This is a genomic window from Filimonas effusa (assembly GCF_004118675.1).
GTDB lineage: Bacteria > Bacteroidota > Bacteroidia > Chitinophagales > Chitinophagaceae > Filimonas > Filimonas effusa.
This window is the reverse complement of the sequence record NZ_SDHZ01000001.1, coordinates 1,112,876-1,132,016: the sequence shown is the minus strand read 5'-3', so window position 1 is coordinate 1,132,016 and position 19,141 is coordinate 1,112,876. Positions and strand designations below refer to the sequence as shown.

Below are 19,141 nucleotides of genomic sequence, written 5' to 3'. Positions count from 1 at the left end.
AAAGCGTTAATAATCAATGGGTATTTTTATTTGTTCAACCATTGATCTATGATTTGACGATATTTCTTCAGATCCTGGTACTTCCATACCCTAAAGGTTGAGGTTTCCTGGATCATCGCTTTTTCAAATTCAGGGGTGTATTTTCTCTCTTCGTTTTTGCCCGCGGCTTTATTGAACAGATTCCATCCCCTGACAATTTCTTCGAAATTGGCTCCGTTCAGGAAGTTTTTAACCCCGGCGGCATTTTCCTGTTTTTCCAGCGGGAGGTAGTAAATGAATCCTGTAAAAATATCCTGGTAAGTATATTCTGTTTCTGCGGGCCAAAGATCAAAATTGTCATTACCGAAGGGGGAGTTTTTAAAATCGAATCCCAGGTTTTCTTTATTGGCAGCTTTAAAAGCAGCATCCCATTTACCATCCTGAACCGGGGTCATCTGCATTCCCTGAAACATCTTTGGTTTATCCTTATCCCGCTGATCCACTTCATTGGTCAGCGCCAGGTGATTGATAAAGACATTCGCTACTTTCCCCGGATATTTCCCGAAAATGAATGTGCCTACATTGGCATCGCCGGCAAACAGGTTTTTAGAAAACGCATGCCTGTAGTTCATAATCACCAATGCCTTTTTTCTTTTTGAAACCAGCTGCATGCTGTCAAAATCATGGATAATGTAGCTGGCCATCAGGCTATCCCTTGCTTTAAAGTTGTCTTTTACGTATTTTTTCATTGCTTCCGGCGTTGCCTGCTCTTCTGCCGAGGGGTTTTTAGTTCCGCAAGTAAGCAGGTTGATCTGCCTGTTTTCTTTCAGGGAGGCGTTCAGGGTATTTATTCGTCCTGTAAAATCGTAAAAGTTGGTATTGTTCCATAAGGGCGGGAAAAATCCATTTCTGTAAATTACTGCCTGTTCCAGTTGCTTTATACTGTCGTTGGCAAACCTGGTCTTGGTAAAATTGAATGTATTTTGCCTGTTGCTATAAGAACCCACCTCAGTAAAGATGGCGCCGACATTCTTTTGAAAATATTCAGTGTTTATTACATCATAGATCAGGTTATACTGGGTTGTTTCTGTGTGTTGCCGCTCGCATAATATTACGATATCATATTTTTTGAACAAATTGAGGATATAATCTTTAGCGGAAGTGTTCTGTTGCGCTACAAAGGTTACATACTGTTTTATTTCAGGCTTTACATCCTGCGCATAACAACAATAATCAAGTACCATAAAGAACAGAACAAGAGACAGACTTTGTTTCATAACCGGGGTTTAAAGGTTGATTGGAGCCGGGGAATGTTATAGCAATCAGTGTTTCAGCAACCGAAGTATTGAAAGCACCTCACCAAGGTAACAAATAGTATTATAATTTTCCTTGTTTATGTTGGCAACCGCCGGGTATTGGTGAGCAGGTATGTGCCAGGGGGCGGTTAAAACAAAGGGGAGCTTTTACACTTCATGCTTCTTTCATAATTGTTGTATTTTAGTGCGTATGCAATTGCAACGGATAACAGCGGCCGATGACAGCGTTATGGACTTCATACAGCAATTGTATGAGGCCAGCTTTCCTATAGAGGAAAGGCGGCTATTTACAGCTGTAAAAGAACTCCTGCTCAATAGCCAGATGCGTCTTGTATTAGTAACAAATGAGGCGCGGGCGCCCGTAGGGTTTGTGATCTACTGGCAATTCGATGATTTTGTCTTTATAGAACATCTAGCCATCGATGCCGCTTTCCGCAGCCTTGGATTTGGCAAAAAGATCATACAGCAATTACTTGAGGGGGCCAATGGCTGTTGTTTACTGGAAGTGGAGCATGCGCATGACACAGACAGCGAAAAAAGGATCCGGTTTTATCAGCGGCTAGGTTTTCATTTCAACGAGGAGGTTTATTTCCAACCTGCCTATCATGAGGGTGGGCAGCCCGTACCCATGTTGTTATTATCGAATTCCAGCTTATTGCCGGAGAAGCTGGCACAATTTATTAAAGAGTTGAAGCAAACCGTTTATTCAATCAGGGAACCGTTATGAAGGAAAAGACAAACCGGGATAAACTCATTATTGTTGGCGGCGGAGCAGCAGGTTTGCTGGCGGCGAAAGAGTTGTGTAATGATCATGCCGTTACCGTGCTTGAAGCAAGGCCTGCCATAGGCGGCCGGATGCTTGCCGGCGGAGCAGAATTTGTACATGGCCGGCTTCCCCTAACCCTCGACTTGCTGAAGGTTGCAGGAATATCTTATACGGCAGTTGCGGGCCGCTTTTTTCATGTAAGCGATGGGAAATGGCAACCCGATGCAGATATGATTGAAGGATGGGATGGATTATTGGCACAAATGGCCTCTCTTAAGACAGATACGACCATGACTTCTTTTCTCGACATACACTATCCGGGAGCGGGTTATGCCGGTTTCCGGGACGAGGTAAAGTCGTTTGTAGCGGGTTACGACCTCGCAGACCCCAATACCGTAAGCGTACAGGCGCTTTACCGGGAATGGTCGCATGAAGATGAGGTGAATTTCAGGATAGCGGGCGGCTATAATGCTTTGATCGATTATTTAGCAAGATGCTGTTATGATGCTGATTGTGAGATAGTTACAGGAAAAACAGTGTATGAAGTTGTGTGGGGGCCAGGTGAGGTGAAGGTAGTTACAACAGATGGCAGCATTTATGAGGCAACGAAGTTGATAGTTACCATTCCTTTGTGGTTATTGCAGAAAGGCGCTATTCATTTTTCGCCAAGGTTACCGCAATATGAAGCTGCTGCGCAACAGATTGGATGGGGTACGGTTATAAAAGTGATACTAACATTCAAGACAGCCTTCTGGCAAAAACAGCAGGAGGATATTGGATTTATATTCAGTGATGAAGTTATTCCCACCTGGTGGACACAGGCGCCCGATGAGCAACCGGTATTAAGCGGCTGGCTGGGTGGGCCGTCGGCGAAGGAGTATGCGGGCTACACGGACGAAATGCTGTTACAAACGGCGTTAGCGTGCCTGGCAAGAATATTTGACCTGGAGATCTCCGACTTAGAGGAGCACCTGGACAATGGCGCCATCTTCAACTGGCAGAACGATGTTTTTACTAAAGGAGCCTATAGTTATGATCTTCCGGGTTCTGCTGCTGCGCGGCAGTTACTGAATAAACCTGTTGCAGATACGCTTTATTTTGCCGGGGAAGCGTTGTACGATGGTAATAGTCCGGGGACTGTGGAGGCGGCGCTGACCACGGGTAAAAATGTTGCCGCACGCATTGGCGGTTCGGTTTAGCAATTGTTTAAAGCGGTTGCTTTCAAAAAGCACAGATGATATTCTCCGGTTCCCGCGTGATTGCGCCGGGTACTTTTTTTTAGCAAACGGCCCTATTCAGCGGCTTCTCCAGGTGGTTTTAAGGAAGCTCTTAGGAAGCTTTAAAGAAGCTTTAAGGATGCTTTGTCTAAATATCTTAGCATTGCGGGTAAACGAATGGAATTGCTAAAAAAAGCGGCGTTTCATTTTTTAAAAAAAGAGGGTGGGTCATAAATAAAAATAGCCGCTGAGAATTGCTTAAACGCGAACCCGGCTCCATCAGGTACCCGAATAAAACGAGGCCGTATCGCACTTATGATACGGCCTCCCGATCTTCGTTATTACAATTTCTGTTTAGAAACGGTAGTTGATGCTCATACGCCAGTTACGTCCGGCTTCTGCCTGCCAGTACACGTAGCTTCCGTAAGAAGAGCCGGTATAGAGGTATTTATCGGCCAGGTTGAATACATTCAGGTTAACTCGAAATTTGTCGTGTTCCCAGAAAATGCCGCCATCGAATTTAGTATAATCGGGCAGGGCGTCGTTCCTGTTGCTGCTCCACACCCATGTACTGCGATCGGCCATGAAAGTAAAGCCGGCAGAAAAGCCCAGTCCTTTTAACGCGCCCTCCTGTAGTTTATAGTTCAGCCATGCGTTAGCGGTATGTTTTGCGAAACCAGGCACTTTATTGCCAATGGTTGCTTTGCTGGCTGCGCTGGTGTCGGTTTTTGTGATCTGGTTATCGGTGAAAGCATAGTTGGCAGTAAGGGTTAGTCCCGATGCAATTTCGCCGCGGATATCCAGTTCCAGTCCCTGTGCTCTTGTTTGTCCCAGCTGAACAATGTAAACGCCGGTGATATCGCTGGGGTCGGTAGTATTATTGTTATTGCGCAGGATGCGGTAAACAGAGAGGTTGGTGCTCCATTTACCTTCGGCCCAATCACGTTTAATGCCTACTTCCATATTGTTGCCTGTTAAAGGCTGTACATCCTTTCCATCTTTACGAACACCTGACTGCGGCACAAAAGCCTGATCATATAAAGCGTAAACCGATGTGCCGGGGGTAACAGAATAGCTTAATCCGATACGGGGAGTAAACTTATTCTTTTTTGCAGTAGCGCCGTATTCCGTTTGGGTTACATGCGTATAACGTGCTGCGAGTGTTAAACGAAGCTGGTTATTCAGGAATCCCAGTTCATCCTGAACATATAAACCTACGAGACTTTGATCTACGGTTCCATATTTACCAGCGCGCTGTACCAGCGGCGTAGTTCTATCCCAAACAGGATAACCGTTAGACGGAGCGCCATAAGAAGGATTGTCGAAACTAAACTTCGCATCGGGCCTGTCCAGGTTATGCGCCTGGTTCCAGTCGGCCATGTAACCTTTGTCGTTAGCGTCGATGCCAGCGAGTATACGGTGATGTACGAGGCCGGTTTGTACATCGCCATTCAAGTACATCTGCCCGTATTTCGCAGTACTTTTAGCATCCCAGATGCTAACGCTGCGGATCATACTATCGGCGCCTACAGCTGCAGGCCACATGGAAGAGCCGGTACCGGAGTAATCGTAATACGAAGCCTGTGCAAATAATTTCCAGTTGTCGTTGAACTTATGCGATAAACTTACCGTACCAATTTTTTCATTGATATAGGTAGGTTCTATTCCCGGATCCAATGTGGTGAATTCGCGGGGCATTACGGCATAACCTTTCGTAGAAAATACATAATAGCTGCCTACGTTCGAAGTTTTAACGTGCTGGTGAATGTATTCTGCGGTAAGCGTGGTATTCTCATCAAGTTTATAGCTAATAACCGGGGCAATACTGTAACGGTTATTATACTCGTACGCACGGAACGACTTCTTCTCCTGCCCCATCAGGTTCAGGCGGTACATGAGTTTACCCTGTTTGTCGAGTTTGCCATCGAAGTCCAGTGCAGCGCGATAGAAATCGTAACTACCCATCGAAATACTGGCTTCTCCTTTGGTTACCCCGGTAGGCTTTTTAGTTACTACGTTGTAGATACCGGCGGGATCGCCAACAGACATCATGAAGCCGGCGGGGCCTTTTACAAATTCAACATGATCAACAAAGCTCATATCTTCTGTAAGTGGAGACCAGTACGAGGTAATAGCATTCATGCCGTTACGGAACGCAGATAACCTGCTGCCACGTGCAGTGATGTTGGTATACATATCACCCCAGTGTTCGAGGCGCATAAGACCGCTCACATTGCGAACCAGGCCGTCACTCATAGAGATGATCTGCTGATCGGCCATGACTTTATTGCTGATGATCTGGATATTCTGAGGCGTCTCCAGCAGCGGTTCATTCAATCGTAAGGTTGAAGACAACTGTTTTGTGTTGTAGGCGCTTTTTCCCGATTTCACAATAATTTCCTGGAGCTGTAAATCGGATACGGTAAGCGTAATATCTACAGTGGCGGTGGCTTCTGCTGTTACAGTAACGGGCACTACCGTATTGTCGTATCCCACCAGGCTCACTTCCAGCTGGTAGTTACCGGGTTTTACGTTATCGAAGCTGAAGCTGCCGTCGGCAGCAGATATTGCATATTTTCTTGTTCCTTTAATGAGGACAGATACTGCTGATGCGGGGTTTTCGTCTGTTGTTTTTATTTTTCCTTTGATCTGGCCGTTCTTATCTCCGTTTTCGTCTCCTGTATAGGCAAAGGTGGAGAAAGTTGTTAACTGCAAAAGGAGCAGGAAGAATGCGCAAGCAGTCAGCCATCTCATGTTAGTTTTTAGAATCATAGACATCTGGCATTTTTAAGCCGCGCAAAACTTGCAATTTTCAGGCGCCGGACTATTACCCTATCGGGAAAATGGGTTTACGAGAAAAGAAATATTTATGCCTTTATCAATCTTCCCGGGTAATGCCAAACATGGTTTTACGGGGTTATGGGAGATGATCCAATTTTATCTACATTTGGACAACCATTAGTCAACCCATTCAAGTTAGCCGTCCGGTAAATATGAATTTTCTACAAAAAGCGCTGCTGACCCTTCTTATAACAGGTGCAGGATATATTTATGGACATCGTTGTATGGCACAAACTCCGGGTCCGGGTGCCAGCGAGTGGTCAGATAGCTGCGTGAATAATTCATTTACAGCTTCCATCCAAAATACCAGTCAATATTCCTTTTCGGGTTTTCGCAGAATTCACCAGTATGTAGATGGGGATTATATTGCAGTAGGCTCTATCAGGCCCAACCTGGCTGGTGATAGTTATTATAAAGTATATGGGATGGTCATGCGCATTTCGGCCACCGGGCAAATGAAGTGGGTAAAATTTGCAGGACTGAAAGATGCCGCCTACGAAAGTGATACCCGGTTCAATGCTTCAACTATTACAAAGGGCAATCTTATTATTGTGGCATCGATGCGACATATCTTTTGTTTCGATGGTAACGGCAATAAAGTGTGGCAGCGGGAACACGTAGTATATGTAGACCAGCCGATCATTGAACAGATACAGGAAACCAGTGATGGAGGTTTCATTTTATCCAGTGTACATTCAAGTACCGGCGTTGTCATGAAGCTGAATGCTACAGGAGAACAGCAATGGGGCCGGAGAATGACATTGAACTCCTACCTTAACGCACGTTGCGTAGTGGAAACCCCGTCCGGATTCTATACAACAGGTTACAGTTACAATAATTGGTCTTCTACTGGCTACTCCGAAAATATCCTCGCGAAATTAGACAAACAAACTGGCGCCTTATTGTGGGCGAAGTCATTTTTAAAAGCATCTTCCGCGCAGGGGCAGGCAGAATTTGCGTTCGACTGGATGGAATATGCAAACGGAGAGCTGGTGTTGAGTGGCAGCACATCTACAAACTACCGGGGAACAAATCAAACGGCACAGGCTATTGTCCGGCTTAATGAAGAAGGGCAGCTGATCAGTGCGCAACGTATCACCAATCCGCAAAGCGGGGCTTTTTTAGCATCGTTGTTCCGAAGTAAACTTTTTGATCCTTACGCCCGTATTGGCGTTATCCCCGGGCAAACCTTCATGAACAATGTTCAAAACGATTTATACGCCTACAAGCTCAATAGCGCAGGACAGCCCGAATGGAGCTGGCACTATCCCAATGCTGGTCAGGAAACGGTAGATGACATCACCGTAACACCTGCCGGGGCGCTTGTCATGGCAGGAAGACATGTCACTTATCCGGGCGGCGGTAATGTAGTAGAGCAGGCGATGTTAATGCAAACCTCTCCGGGTGGAACAATAGGCACCTGCAATGCAGTAGCAAACAATACGGTCGTTACCGATCTGGCTGTGCCCATAGAGCCGGTATCGCTGAATGGCGGCACATTTAAATATGACATCGCCCCGAATGCAGATTTCCCGGTCTTTGATGGCAGCGGTTTTTCATGGGATATTACTTGCGGACAGCTCAGAACCTGCCGGCTTGGCAGAATAAACGGCCCGTCTATCGTTTGCACCGGAACAGCCAATACCTATCAGATAAAAAAAGATGGCGGCTGTACAGACCGCGTTGTTTTTAGCAGCAACTCGCCGCTTGTAACCATTTCCCAGGCTTCGGACGACAAGGCTACCATTACCTGTAACAGTGCTGCAACAGTAACGATATACGCGACACTGAATACAACCTGCGGTTTACTAACAGACTCACTGGTCATTGAAGCCACAAACCTACCGGCAAAAGTGAACCTTGGCGCCGATGTTGCGCTCTGCCCCAATAATACAATCGTGCTTAACGCGAAAAAAGGCTATGCATCCTATCTATGGGACAACGGATCAACGGACTCTCTGCGCTCCGTAACAGCGCCCGGCAAATACAGTGTTACAGTGAAAGATGGCTGTGGCAATATTTCGACCGACGATATTATAGTGACAACAGAAACGAACCTTGGTTATACACCTGCCACAGACCGGCAGAAGTGCAACAACGACACACTTCACCTCAATGCCCCCAATGGATTTATAAATTACAACTGGCGTACAGCCGGTAACAGCTTTTCACAGTCAATGCAGCATGTAGTGGTAAATCCCGTCATCGATACAAAGTATATGCTGACTGCACAAAAGCGCCCGGATTGTTTTATCTACGATACAATAGAGGTGAAAGTATTGTATTCACCGGATATCAGGCTTGGCAATGATACCAGTCTTTGCGAGGGCACCTCTTTGCCCCTTCATGCAGGCGCTTCCTTCCGGGGATATCTCTGGAGCACAGGAGCAACCACGCCATCCATTACAGTGAACGCCGCAGGCCGCTATAGTGTGCTGGCTACTTATACCAATGACTGTATATCCCGTGATACACTGATCATCGAAGCCATTTTGGCAAAGCCCGTGGCAGGTTTAGGGTCGGATAATACCATCTGTACCGGAGCTTCGAAAGTATTAAAAGCGAGGGACGGCTACACCAGCTACTTATGGAGCGATGGCTCCACAGGCACAGCGACAACTATTTCATCGCTGGGTAACTATTGGGTGAAGGTAACAGATCAGCACGGCTGTGAAGCCACCGAAACACGCTCCATCAACAGGTGGCTGCCGTTGCCTTCCGGTTTTCTCCCAAAGGATACAAGCATGTGTTCCTATGGCACCATTGTTATTCGTCCGGTTACCAGGTTCCGGCAATATGCCTGGAGCGATGCGTCTGTTGCTGCCAGTCTTACAGTTACTACACCCGGCATATACTGGCTTCAGGCTACTGATGAACACGAGTGTGTAGGGAAGGATACGGTGGTGGTAGGTCTCCGGAAATGTATAGAAGGATTTTATGCCCCAACCGCATTTACGCCCAACCAGGATGGCCGTAACGATTACTTTAAGCCCCTGGTATTCGGAAGAATAGCAAAGTATGCATTGACGATCTATAACCGGTGGGGCCAGGTAGTACATCAAACCAGCGAATATGACGGAAAAGGCTGGAATGGCCTATTTAAAGGCGAAATCCAGCCGCCAGGTGCATTTGTATGGCTTTGCCGTTATCAACTCGAAGGGCAGCCTCTGCAGGAGGAAAAGGGTACTGTTTTGCTTATGCGTTAACCCCTTCCCGATAAACCGGAATACCATCCACCTATTATCAGTAGCTACAGTCGCGGAAAGTCAAACAAAACAAATCCGGCATTTACCAATGGTTGAATGCACCAGCTCGATTTGTTGCGTTGCAGGTAAGTTTTATATATGTAAATTTACCTATACGCATTAAATCGTTTTGTATGATACAGAAACAGCTTGCCGTTTTCGTTTGCCTGCTCCTCATGATAAGCAGCTTTGCGCAGGGAATTCCGGTACAGGTAAAGACAGCTAAAGGCATGCTTGAAGGACTTAAAGCCGAGGGCGTCACAAGTTTCAAAGGCGTTCCATTTGCAGCGCCACCTATCGGCGCACTCAGGTGGAAGGCGCCACAGCCATTACCTTCCTGGGCGGGTGTTCGCAGGGCCTACCAGTTTGCAGCAAAGCCTATGCAGACCAATGTTTATGGAGATATGAACTCAAGATCAAACGGCATGAGTGAAGACTGCCTGTATCTTAATATCTGGATGCCGCAAGCGCCGTCTAAAGCGGCGTTGCCGGTGCTGGTTTATTTTTATGGCGGCGGGTTTATAGCGGGTGACGCATCGGAACCGCGCTACGATGGAGAAAGTATGGCCCGTCGTGGTATAGTAACGGTTACCGTCAATTACCGGCTGGGCGTGTTTGGCTTTCTGGCGCATCCTGAGTTGTCTGCGGAGGCCCCTTACCATGCATCCGGCAATTATGGGTTACTCGACCAGGCTGCCGCCCTCAAATGGGTATATGAGAATATCGCGTCTTTTGGCGGCGATCCAAAGCGAATTACGATAGCAGGAGAATCGGCGGGCTCTATTTCTGTAAGCGCCCAGATGGCCTCTCCCCTTTCCAAAGATCTGCTGGCTGGCGCTATAGGAGAAAGCGGCTCCCTATTGGGTGCATTTCCACCGGTATCGCTTGAAAATGGAGAGACAACAGGAAAACAATTTGCACAACTGGTACATGCCGGTTCATTACAGGCATTACGCGAGATGAATGCAGATACATTGTTACAGGCAGCTGCGCGTTCCGGAGCATATCGCTTTTCATCTGTGGTAGATGGTTATTTTTTTCCTGAGAGTCCTAAAGATATCTATGCAAAAGGTAATCAGGCCTCTATTCCGTTATTAGCGGGTTGGAATAATGAGGAGATGAACTACAGGATGATCCTGGGTAATGAAAAACCAACTATAACCAATTACGAAAAAGCCGTCCGGCGTTTATATGGCAGCGATGCCGCTGCTATTCTGGAAGTTTATAAAGCCGGTACTGATGAAGCAGTAGAACAGGTTGCCACCGATTTGGCGGGCGACAGGTTTATATCGTTCAGCACCTGGCAATGGATAGATGTTCATTCGAAAACCGGCGCACATCCTGTATTCCGTTATTACTATACCAAAGCAAGGCCAGCGATGACCCCGCAGATGGCCGGGGCTACACCAGGACTTGCAGGCGGCATTCAGAAGACAGCTAAGGCTAAGCCGGCACCTGCTTCAAAAGGCGCAGTACATTCTGCGGAAATAGAATATGCCATGGGCAACTTATCTACCAACAAAGTGTATGCATGGACGGAAGACGACTATAAAGTATCAAAGACAATGCAGGCCTATTTTGAGGCATTCATAAAAAACGGGAATCCTGCTGCGCCAACATTACCCACCTGGTTACCTTCTACATCTAAAAAACCTATGGTAATGTATATTGATGTAGACAGCCGGTTAAAACCTGCGGTGCAGGAGAATCGTTATGAGTTGTTAAGAAGGCTATCAGAAAAAAAATAAGTCAATTTGAAAAATAAGTTGAATCTTTTTTGGCGGGAATAAAGATAATCCTATATTTGCAACCCCAAACGATAGCATAACAGCTTGAAAATGGGGAAGTTCTTAAAGAATCAGAGATGCCCAGATGGCGAAATTGGTAGACGCACTGTGTTCAGGTCGCAGCGCCCGCAAGGGTGTGAAGGTTCGAATCCTTTTCTGGGCACTTAAAAGGTTGTAAATCGAGAGGTTTGCAACCTTTTTTGTTTTTGAAGTTTTTTTTGCGTATTCCTAAGCCTATTCCCAATTATTGTTTAACGCGCCAATGACAGGCAGCTTTTTTATTCAATTCGGTGCAAACTCACAACACAATTCCTTTATCTCGTTTTATCAATCCTTTCTTTTTTTATTATCGTTTAATAAGCAGCGTTGTGATTCGGCACAATGCTTTAATTTGAGTTAACTATTTCTCGCATCTAAGATAAGTATGATGTGAAATCTATAATAGTATTGGAAAGCTTATAAAGCTCGTTTTCGTATCTTCAGTGAACAGACCAGTTGATATATGATCAGCCACATTACAAAGAAGGATATTGCGCTTGTCGAAAAATTATCTAAGGAGCATTATCCAACCAAAGGTTTAAATACTTCAGTTCCTAAAAACGAAATTAATGAGCTACTGGAATTGAGGCGAAGACTAAAAGTAATGTCAGATTTTTTTAAGCAAAAGTATGAACAAGATTTTGGTGTACTTCGCTCAGAACACTCGACTGGAAATCCTGTAGGGCGTGGTGGCGGCTTAAGGCGGGTGTGGTCGGGAATCTTTAAAGGCTCTGACAATAAGCAATATGCTGCACAAATAAGCTTTGTTATAGACGGTTTAAATGGCAGCTTGGATGTGGGATTTTATTTTGGCAGAGCTTCTTCTTTTCGTCTTGATAAAGACAAGCGACTTAAATACGAAGCCGAATTGAAAAAAATTGGCTTCCTTTTATCTATGGCGCTAAATAACGACAACAAATTAAGGAAAAGATATTATGACCTCTTTGAAATAGGATTTCGTGCTGAAATAAAAGACAGTGTTGTTAGCCCAGAAGAGTGGTTGTCTAATGCTTCTATTGATCCAACATATTCTTCTGTGACCATCAAAATATGTCCCAATTCGTTCGGCTATATCGATCTAGAAAGCATAGACTTTTATGTAGCCCTGGTAATTCCTTTATTAGGGGTTATACCTGAAAAAGTAAACAATTTTATGCCCTCCAAAAGAAAAATGAATGCACTCACCCCAGAACAAAGGGCCCAAAAAGCAGAAAGACTGGCATTTATTGGCCTTAAAGGAGAAGAATACATTATGGATATAGAGCGAAACAAAACAGCAGCGTGGTCAAATGCAGAAAAGCGACCTCCTCGTCATGTTTCTCTTGAGTCGGACAATGAAGGATACGATATTTTAAGTTACGAGCAAGATGGAACGGAAATCTACATTGAGGTAAAAACGACTACCTTGGACAGGAAACATCCACTTGGGAAAACATTTTTCCTATCATCATCAGAATACAGGTTCTACGAAACTAACAAAAACAAATACAGATTGTATAGAGTATGGGATATTTTCGGCACTCCCTCCTGGGAAATGGTAGACCTTCAAAAAGCAGATCTGATTACCGATGGATATAAGGTTAGCATAAGGAAATAATTATTAAAAAGCCACATGTCGGGTAACCCCTGGTTAATACCTCTAGCTTACCTATTACTTCTGCACTACCCTTTTTACTTTGATAGTAAAACATGTAATGAGTCAGACTTACAGTTGCAATAAAAAGCTGTTTATCTGAATCAAGCTCTCGCCCCATCATTTGGCCCAATAAAAGAGCTTGGGGAGGATGGAGGAATGCCTCAGGCTCATCTATGATATTAATATTATACTCTTCTGCGAATAAACTCATAAAGACACCTGCAAAAGTTTTCATTCCGTCTCCTTGATCATGCAGATATGGAAGTTTTCTAAGCTCTTGTTGATAGAAAGAAGATACTCTATCATTTTCAGCAGTAACCGTAGGCCTGGTGCCAACATGTAAAGGCACTTTGTCTCCTGCAGAATGATTTATGATAACATCTTGGCCAAATGCATTTCGGAAATACTCTGAAAATAATTCTTCCTTTTTTCCATCGTAAGCCCCCGGCTAAGTACATCTTTTTCGGGAGATTTTGACGGTGTAGCTTAGCTGTCAAAAGCATGGAAGGATTATCACCATCCAACCGCCGGCAATTTAGGAGCAGGTCTGTCATCCTGAATTTATTAGAAGCTTATCACCAGAGCGGCCTAAGCATAAAATCATTTTGCGCAGAACGATCGATCCCTCAAGGAAGTTTTCATAACTGGCGGAAGCGTTATGAAAAGGAGAGTAAATCCGGCAGCGATTCATTTACCCGTCTCCAGTTGAGCGTTGCAGCGACAGGTTTATTTGCTGAGGTAAACGGCATAAAACTTTATCAACCTGTTAGCCCGGCTTACCTAAAAGAATTAGCCTCATGAGCAGTCTTTTACAACTTGGTACCCACCGGTCTTATCACCTGTACCGCAAAGAAACCGATATGCGCAAAGGGTTCAATCAATTGTGCGGGATCATTACCAATGAGCTGGGCAGGCAGGTTACACAAGGCGATGCGTTTATATTTATTAACCGCCCGCGCACCCATTTAAAATTACTTGTTTATGAACAGGGCGGGTTTACGATCTTCTATCGTCGATTACAGCAAGGCGCTTTTGAGGTGCCAGCCTTTGACCTGGATGCAAAGAGTATGGTGCTGACTGTCGACCAGTTACACTTCATATTACAAGGCATCTCTCTACAAACGATCCGTTACCGCAAAAGATATCAACAAAGGGCTCCTGCCGGTTGAAAATAAAATTATTGGCATAGCTGATAGTGTAACATATTTGTATCCATGACAGCTGAAGTAGATTATAAAGCACTCTACGAGCAAGGCCAGGCGCTCAATGCCAGCCTGCAATTGCAGGTGCTTCAGCTGTCTCAGCAACTCGCCCAGTTACAAAAAATGATCTTTGGTTCTAAACACGAACGTTTTGTAGCAGACGACACAACGCATCCTCAGCTCTCTTTAGACCTTTCTGCTGAAGCTATTGCTTCAGCCGCTGTCACTGCAACTAAACAAATAAGCTATACCCGGCATACGGTGAATGTTGAAACCAAACCTCTGCAGCATCCTGGCCGCATGAAACTGCCGGAAAGTCTTCGCCGGGAAGAAATCCTGATCGAGCCCGCCTGCGATACAAGTGGTTGTAAAAAGATGGGGGAAGAGATAACAGAAGTCCTGGAGTATGAACCAGGAGAGTTATACGTGAAACAATACAGAAGGGTCAAATATGCAAAACCGGATAGTAGCGGAGTTCTGATAGGTCAGTTACCTTCACGACCATTAGATAAGGCAATGGCCGGCGAAGGACTCTTAGCACAGATAATTATTGACAAGTATATAGATCACTTGCCACTGCACAGGCAGATGCAGCGTTTTGAAAGAACTGGCGTTAAGCTGGCTTATTCTACGTTAACCGACTGGGTAAGTGGCGCCAGCCAGCTTATAACGCCATTATTTGAGGCATTAAAAACGGAAGTGTTACAAAGCAACTACCTGCATGCCGACGAGACGCCAATCAAAGTAATGGACAAGGATAAGAAGGGCGAAACTCACCGCGGCTACTACTGGGTGTACCAGAACAGTATCGATAAAACAGTATTGTTCGATTACCAGGAAGGCCGTGGAAGAGAAGGTCCGGTGGATATACTGAAAGATTTTAAAGGATATCTTCAGACCGATGGGTATGTTGGGTATGAGATTTTTGCCAGGAGACAGGATATTACCCTGATCCACTGCATGGCTCATGCCCGACGCATGTTCAATGACGCATTAGATAATGATGAAGCCCGTGCGTCCCATGCTATGGAAGAGATCCAGAAATTGTATATCATTGAGCGTATCTGCAAAGAACAGCAACTGAACTTTGCCGAAGTAAAGGAAGTGCGCAGGATTAAGGCTGTTCCTATCCTGAAGAATATGGGATTATGGCTTCAACAGCAATATATACAAGTTCTGCCGCAAAGTGCTATCGGTAAAGCCATAGCTTACAGCCTGCAGCGCTGGGAAAGACTGTCTGCCTATGTTAATGATGGCAAACTAAACATCGATAATAATCCTGTTGAGAACAGTATCCGCCCCATTGCTCTGGGCAGAAAGAATTATTTGTTCGCCGGCAGCCACGAAGCCGCTAAAAGAAGCGCGATGCTATACTCGCTGTTGGGCACCTGCAAAATGCACGGCATTGAGCCATATGAATGGTTAAGAGATGTCCTTAAAAAAATAGCTGATCACCCCGTCAACAGGGTACACGAACTATTACCGCACAGATACCATAAATAAATCAGATCCAAAAGATGTACTTGGACGGAGGCTTACTTTCCATCTGCTTTAATAATATGTATTGGATCATGGCAGGGCCGTTCAAAAGTGTCAATATTGATTGCCGGCTCAACTAATTTAAGCCGATCCTTTGTTTTTAACTCATTTACAAAGAATCGAAATATACTACTGAACGAGTAGTCATCGCCCTTCAAAGCCTGCTCTCAATTTTTAAGAAAATCGCTCTGCCCATAACCAATTGGATTTTGGTAGTCATCTTTGTTAATGATATAATAAGTATTGCCAATTTGTTTATTATGCATCTTTTCAACGACCTCGTTGTGAGTACCGGTAATACCAACTTCAATGTCGTTAATCACATATCTGCTTTGATGATGAAGGTTTCGCCCCAACGCTAACTCTCTTAACGTAGTACTCTTTCCGCCATTATTTGGTCCAACAAATACTACAATCGAATTCTTGTCTAAAACGATGTTTTGTTCATTTTTGAATTTTATTTTATCCAGACACTTGCAGACATAAAATTATTTTGGGTTATTTGACTAGCAATATATCGAGAATTTATTGATGCTTAGCCAATTTAAAAAATCAAGCAGAGTTAACTGTTAATTAGTTGGTGATTACATTGTGCGATTCAGTTGCTTATTGGCGTTCTTATTCTATTAGCTTAACATCTTTAAACAGCTCCATTAAAATTTCACAAGGATTAACATCTATAGCTAAAGCTATCTTATATAATTCCTCCGCCTGTAATTTAGTAGTAGGGTTTAAGGTTAACTCACTTATTCTGGCTTTACTTAAACCTGTTTTACGGGCCACTTCAGATTTGCTAACTGACTTTCTTGCCAAATACAATCCTAGACTTGTCATTACGAATCAAGTTTTAAGACACAATACATATTGTGCTTTTTCTAAAAAGAACTAAAAAGCTGATCTTTGTTATATACAATTACCCACTTGCTCCAAACACTAACTCATCAATAGAAGTTTCCAAGGTTTTAGAAATAGCAACCAGTGTAGTTAGCGCCGGCTCAACCAATCCATTTTCTAATTTCCAAACCTGGCTATAAGCAATATCTGCTGTAGAAGCAAAATAACGCGCTGTCAGCCCTTTAGCTTCACGCGCTTTTTTCATATTTTCTCCGAAAACTTTTAAAGCCCTTCTACCATTGTCATTCAACTTACGCATGCAACATAAGATTTATTAAAAAAATATTCCTCTCTAATGAAGTCTATTCAAAAAACTACTACCTTTATCCTTGTAAAGAAAAAACTATGAAAGACTACATTAACACCTCCTAGTCTCTATCTTTTTTCAAATATAGTCAAAGCGCGTTTGCTTTTATTCTCGTTCTCCGAAACTACGACCTTCAAGGCCACGAGAAATAAGAGAAATCGCTCATGTTATGGCGTGGGCGTTCTTATTCGTGGTCAGGGTGTCGTAGCCCTCGGAGATGTAAGAACTAACCCACGTCTGTTTTTTTATCGTACGTGTGCTCAGTTAGTTCTTACGCATTCATCTACTATTTGTTAACCAACCCGCACCATCGTAAGCTGGCCGGCATCAACAATATTATATGCGTACCACTTTAGAACACCTCAGCTTTGAGCAAAAAAATGAACTCACGATCATCATAAAAAAGATTATTGCAGCTATTGCGGTAGACCAAATCATATGTTACGGCTCACGCATTAAAAACAATTATCACTGGTCATGTAGCGCACTGGATAGTTGTAATAAATTCTATTCATCAGCAGCCATCGATCTTCTGATAATACCTGCGAAACAGGAGGCGCGTTCAAGCCACGATATTATACAGGCGGTCACTACATATAATACGCCGGCTTTATCCATATTCTGCATCGTTCATCATGAGCCTTTTGTTTCCGATGCAATTATGCAGGGCCACCAGTTCTTTGTAACATTACACAAAAGCGGTTACCAGCTATATGGCAACAGCAGGGAAACAATTGCTCTGAAAGCAAAAGAAAATTCAGTACAAACCCGTCTGCAAACGGCGGAATTTATCTGGGAATCAATATTCAGAAGAGCACAAGACTATTTAAAAGGTGCCGGTTTTTATCTGCAAAACAATGCAACCAACCCAACAGGCTTCTTGCTCCATCAGGCTATTGAACAAACAGCCATAGCGCTTTTGCGTGCACTAACCAGCTACCGCCCTGATTCGCACAATTTATCCCGGCTACTCCCATTAATGGAACACGCCGGCCTATGCATCAACAACATCTTTCCTCAAAACACAGAACAGGAAAAAGAACTATTCTCCATCCTGAAAAGAAGCTACTCCGATACCCGTTATACCGACGACTTTCATATCCCTCCGGCAACAGCACAAATCCTGTACACCCGTACAGATGAACTCATGAAGCAGGCTAAAACAATATATCTCCACGAAACCTCCAAATGGCGCGAACAAATCGAAAAACATGACAATCCGCCGTTAAACATAGCCTACCTCAACCCTCTTCACAACGCGTCATAAGCCCCTCAAAGCGCGTAGAAGCCTGCCCAACTATATACTTATTACCCCATAATACCTACACCTAGCATCCAGGCATTTAATCAATTCAAAAACATCTGACAAATGGATGCCAGACAAATACCGGATGATGTGCTTAACCGGATGTTAAGCACCGTCAACTCTTTTTTCCTGAACGATCCACATAAAAAATGGAAAAAAGTATTATGGGAATTTTACACCTCTGCCGTTTATAATGGCGAGCAGGTTTTAACCGGCGAAGAAAACAGCGAAATACTGTTTAAATACGAATGCCTGCAAAAGTTCCTTAGCGAACTTAACCGGCTAAACAAAAAAATGAAAAATTATGAAAAATAACCTTCAGCAAATCAGCTACTACCTAAGCTACCTGCCTCACAAAACGCCGGCATATTGGCTACCCGCCAGTAAGGGCGCCTCCACCCATCTCCCCTGCCCCAGATATACCCCTATCCCCCGTCCCCTATTAAACGTTCATAATCACCTTAGCCATCCTAAAAATATGCGCTATGGATCAATACCAGCATTTCTTTATCCCGCTCGAAAAAGGAACATTTATCAGCCTCAAGGCCGAAGAACTTATCATGGTCGAAGCCGGCGACTCCTATGCCACCATCTTTACCATCAATGGCAACTTCTTATCCCTAATGTCATTGAACGCTATGGAACAAAAGTTGGGCGACGACTTTTGCCGTATTCATCGCTCATTCATAGTATCCATTCACCATGTAAAAAAGATCCTTTCCGATACCCTCATACCGCCCCGGCCAGCCTGTTACAGTAGCAATGTTGGCCGCCCACTTCCTGCAAAGCATCTCTGCCTTCAAACAACATTGCCGCGAAGAACTGGGTATTCCTCCCGCCGAATTCGTACGCCTGCAGTGCCTCGAATGGGCCGCAGAGCTGTTACTCCATAATCCCGGAACAATGGTCGAAGAAATAGTTTGGCAGGTAGGCTACCGGGATGTCGATAATTTCCGGGAACACTTCAAAGCTCATTTCAAGCAAACACCTACCGCATGGCGTCAAAACTGCAGCCGCGAATGACCCATAAAAAAGCCGGTTAAACAGCCTCAGAAAAAACTGTTTAA

At 44.4% G+C, this 19,141-nt stretch carries 17 protein-coding genes and 1 tRNA gene; 13 read left to right on the top strand and 5 right to left on the bottom strand.

The features are described 5' to 3' along the window. Positions 1 to 26: 26 nt before the first annotated feature. Complete coding sequence (locus ESB13_RS04165) at positions 27 to 1,256, bottom strand: hypothetical protein (protein ID WP_129001763.1); 1,230 nt, start codon at positions 1,254 to 1,256, stop codon at positions 27 to 29. Between the two features lie 229 nt (positions 1,257 to 1,485). Between ESB13_RS04165 and ESB13_RS04160 the strand changes: the two genes are divergently transcribed. Together ESB13_RS04160 and ESB13_RS04155 are read left to right on the top strand one after the other, a co-directional pair. Then, positions 1,486 to 2,022 (top strand): GNAT family N-acetyltransferase, encoded by a 537-nt coding sequence (locus tag ESB13_RS04160; RefSeq protein ID WP_164974088.1) that lies wholly within the window; start codon positions 1,486 to 1,488, stop codon positions 2,020 to 2,022. After that, the gene (locus ESB13_RS04155; RefSeq protein WP_129001761.1) at positions 2,019 to 3,260 is read left to right on the top strand and encodes a flavin monoamine oxidase family protein; all 1,242 of its coding nucleotides are present in this window, start codon (positions 2,019 to 2,021) and stop codon (positions 3,258 to 3,260) included. The genes ESB13_RS04160 and ESB13_RS04155 overlap by 4 nt, the downstream gene beginning before the upstream one ends. 372 nt (positions 3,261 to 3,632) lie before the next feature. On the opposite strand, the gene ESB13_RS04150 is transcribed toward ESB13_RS04155, so the two are convergent. Further along, positions 3,633 to 6,032: a TonB-dependent receptor gene (locus ESB13_RS04150; protein WP_129001760.1), complete on the bottom strand. Its 2,400-nt coding sequence runs from the start codon at positions 6,030 to 6,032 to the stop codon at positions 3,633 to 3,635. A gap of 239 nt (positions 6,033 to 6,271) precedes the next feature. Between ESB13_RS04150 and ESB13_RS04145 the strand changes: the two genes are divergently transcribed. From ESB13_RS04145 to ESB13_RS04130, 4 genes are all read left to right on the top strand, one after another. Next, complete coding sequence (locus ESB13_RS04145) at positions 6,272 to 9,325, top strand: T9SS type B sorting domain-containing protein (RefSeq protein WP_129001759.1); 3,054 nt, start codon at positions 6,272 to 6,274, stop codon at positions 9,323 to 9,325. Positions 9,326 to 9,498: 173 nt separating this feature from the next. After that, positions 9,499 to 11,112, top strand: a complete 1,614-nt coding sequence (locus ESB13_RS04140; protein ID WP_129001758.1) for a carboxylesterase/lipase family protein — start codon at positions 9,499 to 9,501, stop codon at positions 11,110 to 11,112. Positions 11,113 to 11,230: 118 nt separating this feature from the next. After that, positions 11,231 to 11,314: transfer RNA gene (locus tag ESB13_RS04135), tRNA-Leu, on the top strand. A 339-nt stretch (positions 11,315 to 11,653) separates the two neighbouring features. Then, positions 11,654 to 12,787 (top strand): DUF3883 domain-containing protein, encoded by a 1,134-nt coding sequence (locus ESB13_RS04130; RefSeq protein ID WP_129001757.1) that lies wholly within the window; start codon positions 11,654 to 11,656, stop codon positions 12,785 to 12,787. Here ESB13_RS04130 and ESB13_RS04125 read toward each other — a convergent pair. Then, positions 12,771 to 13,175, bottom strand: coding sequence for an AAA family ATPase (locus ESB13_RS04125; RefSeq protein WP_281275032.1), 405 nt, complete (start codon positions 13,173 to 13,175; stop codon positions 12,771 to 12,773). The genes ESB13_RS04130 and ESB13_RS04125 overlap by 17 nt on opposite strands. A 152-nt stretch (positions 13,176 to 13,327) precedes the next feature. Between ESB13_RS04125 and tnpA the strand changes: the two genes are divergently transcribed. The 3 genes from tnpA to tnpC are packed head-to-tail and all read left to right on the top strand — an operon-like array spanning position 13,328 to position 15,531. Then, the gene (tnpA, locus tag ESB13_RS04120) at positions 13,328 to 13,627 is read left to right on the top strand and encodes an IS66 family insertion sequence element accessory protein TnpA (protein WP_129001755.1); all 300 of its coding nucleotides are present in this window, start codon (positions 13,328 to 13,330) and stop codon (positions 13,625 to 13,627) included. Continuing rightward, positions 13,624 to 13,995, top strand: coding sequence for an IS66 family insertion sequence element accessory protein TnpB (gene tnpB, locus ESB13_RS04115; protein ID WP_129001754.1), 372 nt, complete (start codon positions 13,624 to 13,626; stop codon positions 13,993 to 13,995). The genes tnpA and tnpB overlap by 4 nt, the downstream gene beginning before the upstream one ends. 45 nt (positions 13,996 to 14,040) lie before the next feature. Further along, positions 14,041 to 15,531 (top strand): IS66 family transposase, encoded by a 1,491-nt coding sequence (gene tnpC / locus ESB13_RS04110; RefSeq protein WP_220399543.1) that lies wholly within the window; start codon positions 14,041 to 14,043, stop codon positions 15,529 to 15,531. A gap of 654 nt (positions 15,532 to 16,185) precedes the next feature. Here the strand turns inward: tnpC and ESB13_RS04105 are convergent. Both ESB13_RS04105 and ESB13_RS04100 read right to left on the bottom strand, forming a co-directional pair. After that, the gene (locus ESB13_RS04105; protein ID WP_129001753.1) at positions 16,186 to 16,401 is read right to left on the bottom strand and encodes a helix-turn-helix domain-containing protein; all 216 of its coding nucleotides are present in this window, start codon (positions 16,399 to 16,401) and stop codon (positions 16,186 to 16,188) included. Positions 16,402 to 16,480: 79 nt separating this feature from the next. Further along, complete coding sequence (locus ESB13_RS04100; protein WP_129001752.1) at positions 16,481 to 16,720, bottom strand: helix-turn-helix domain-containing protein; 240 nt, start codon at positions 16,718 to 16,720, stop codon at positions 16,481 to 16,483. A gap of 388 nt (positions 16,721 to 17,108) precedes the next feature. On the opposite strand from ESB13_RS04100, the gene ESB13_RS04095 reads away from it, so the two are divergent. The 4 genes from ESB13_RS04095 to ESB13_RS24260 all read left to right on the top strand — a co-directional run bounded on the left by ESB13_RS04095 (position 17,109) and on the right by ESB13_RS24260 (position 19,097). After that, a complete protein-coding gene (locus tag ESB13_RS04095) occupies positions 17,109 to 18,035 on the top strand; it encodes a HEPN domain-containing protein (protein WP_129001751.1) in 927 nt (308 codons plus the stop codon). Between the two features lie 102 nt (positions 18,036 to 18,137). Then, entirely contained in the window at positions 18,138 to 18,389 is a 252-nt protein-coding gene (locus ESB13_RS04090) for a hypothetical protein (RefSeq protein ID WP_129001750.1), read from the top strand. Between the two features lie 170 nt (positions 18,390 to 18,559). Beyond that, positions 18,560 to 18,967 carry a LytR/AlgR family response regulator transcription factor gene (locus tag ESB13_RS04085; protein ID WP_129001749.1) on the top strand — a complete coding sequence of 136 codons (408 nt, stop codon included), beginning with the start codon at positions 18,560 to 18,562 and terminating at the stop codon, positions 18,965 to 18,967. Beyond that, complete coding sequence (locus ESB13_RS24260) at positions 18,855 to 19,097, top strand: helix-turn-helix domain-containing protein (protein ID WP_407920863.1); 243 nt, start codon at positions 18,855 to 18,857, stop codon at positions 19,095 to 19,097. The genes ESB13_RS04085 and ESB13_RS24260 overlap by 113 nt, the downstream gene beginning before the upstream one ends. Positions 19,098 to 19,141: the final 44 nt, after the last annotated feature.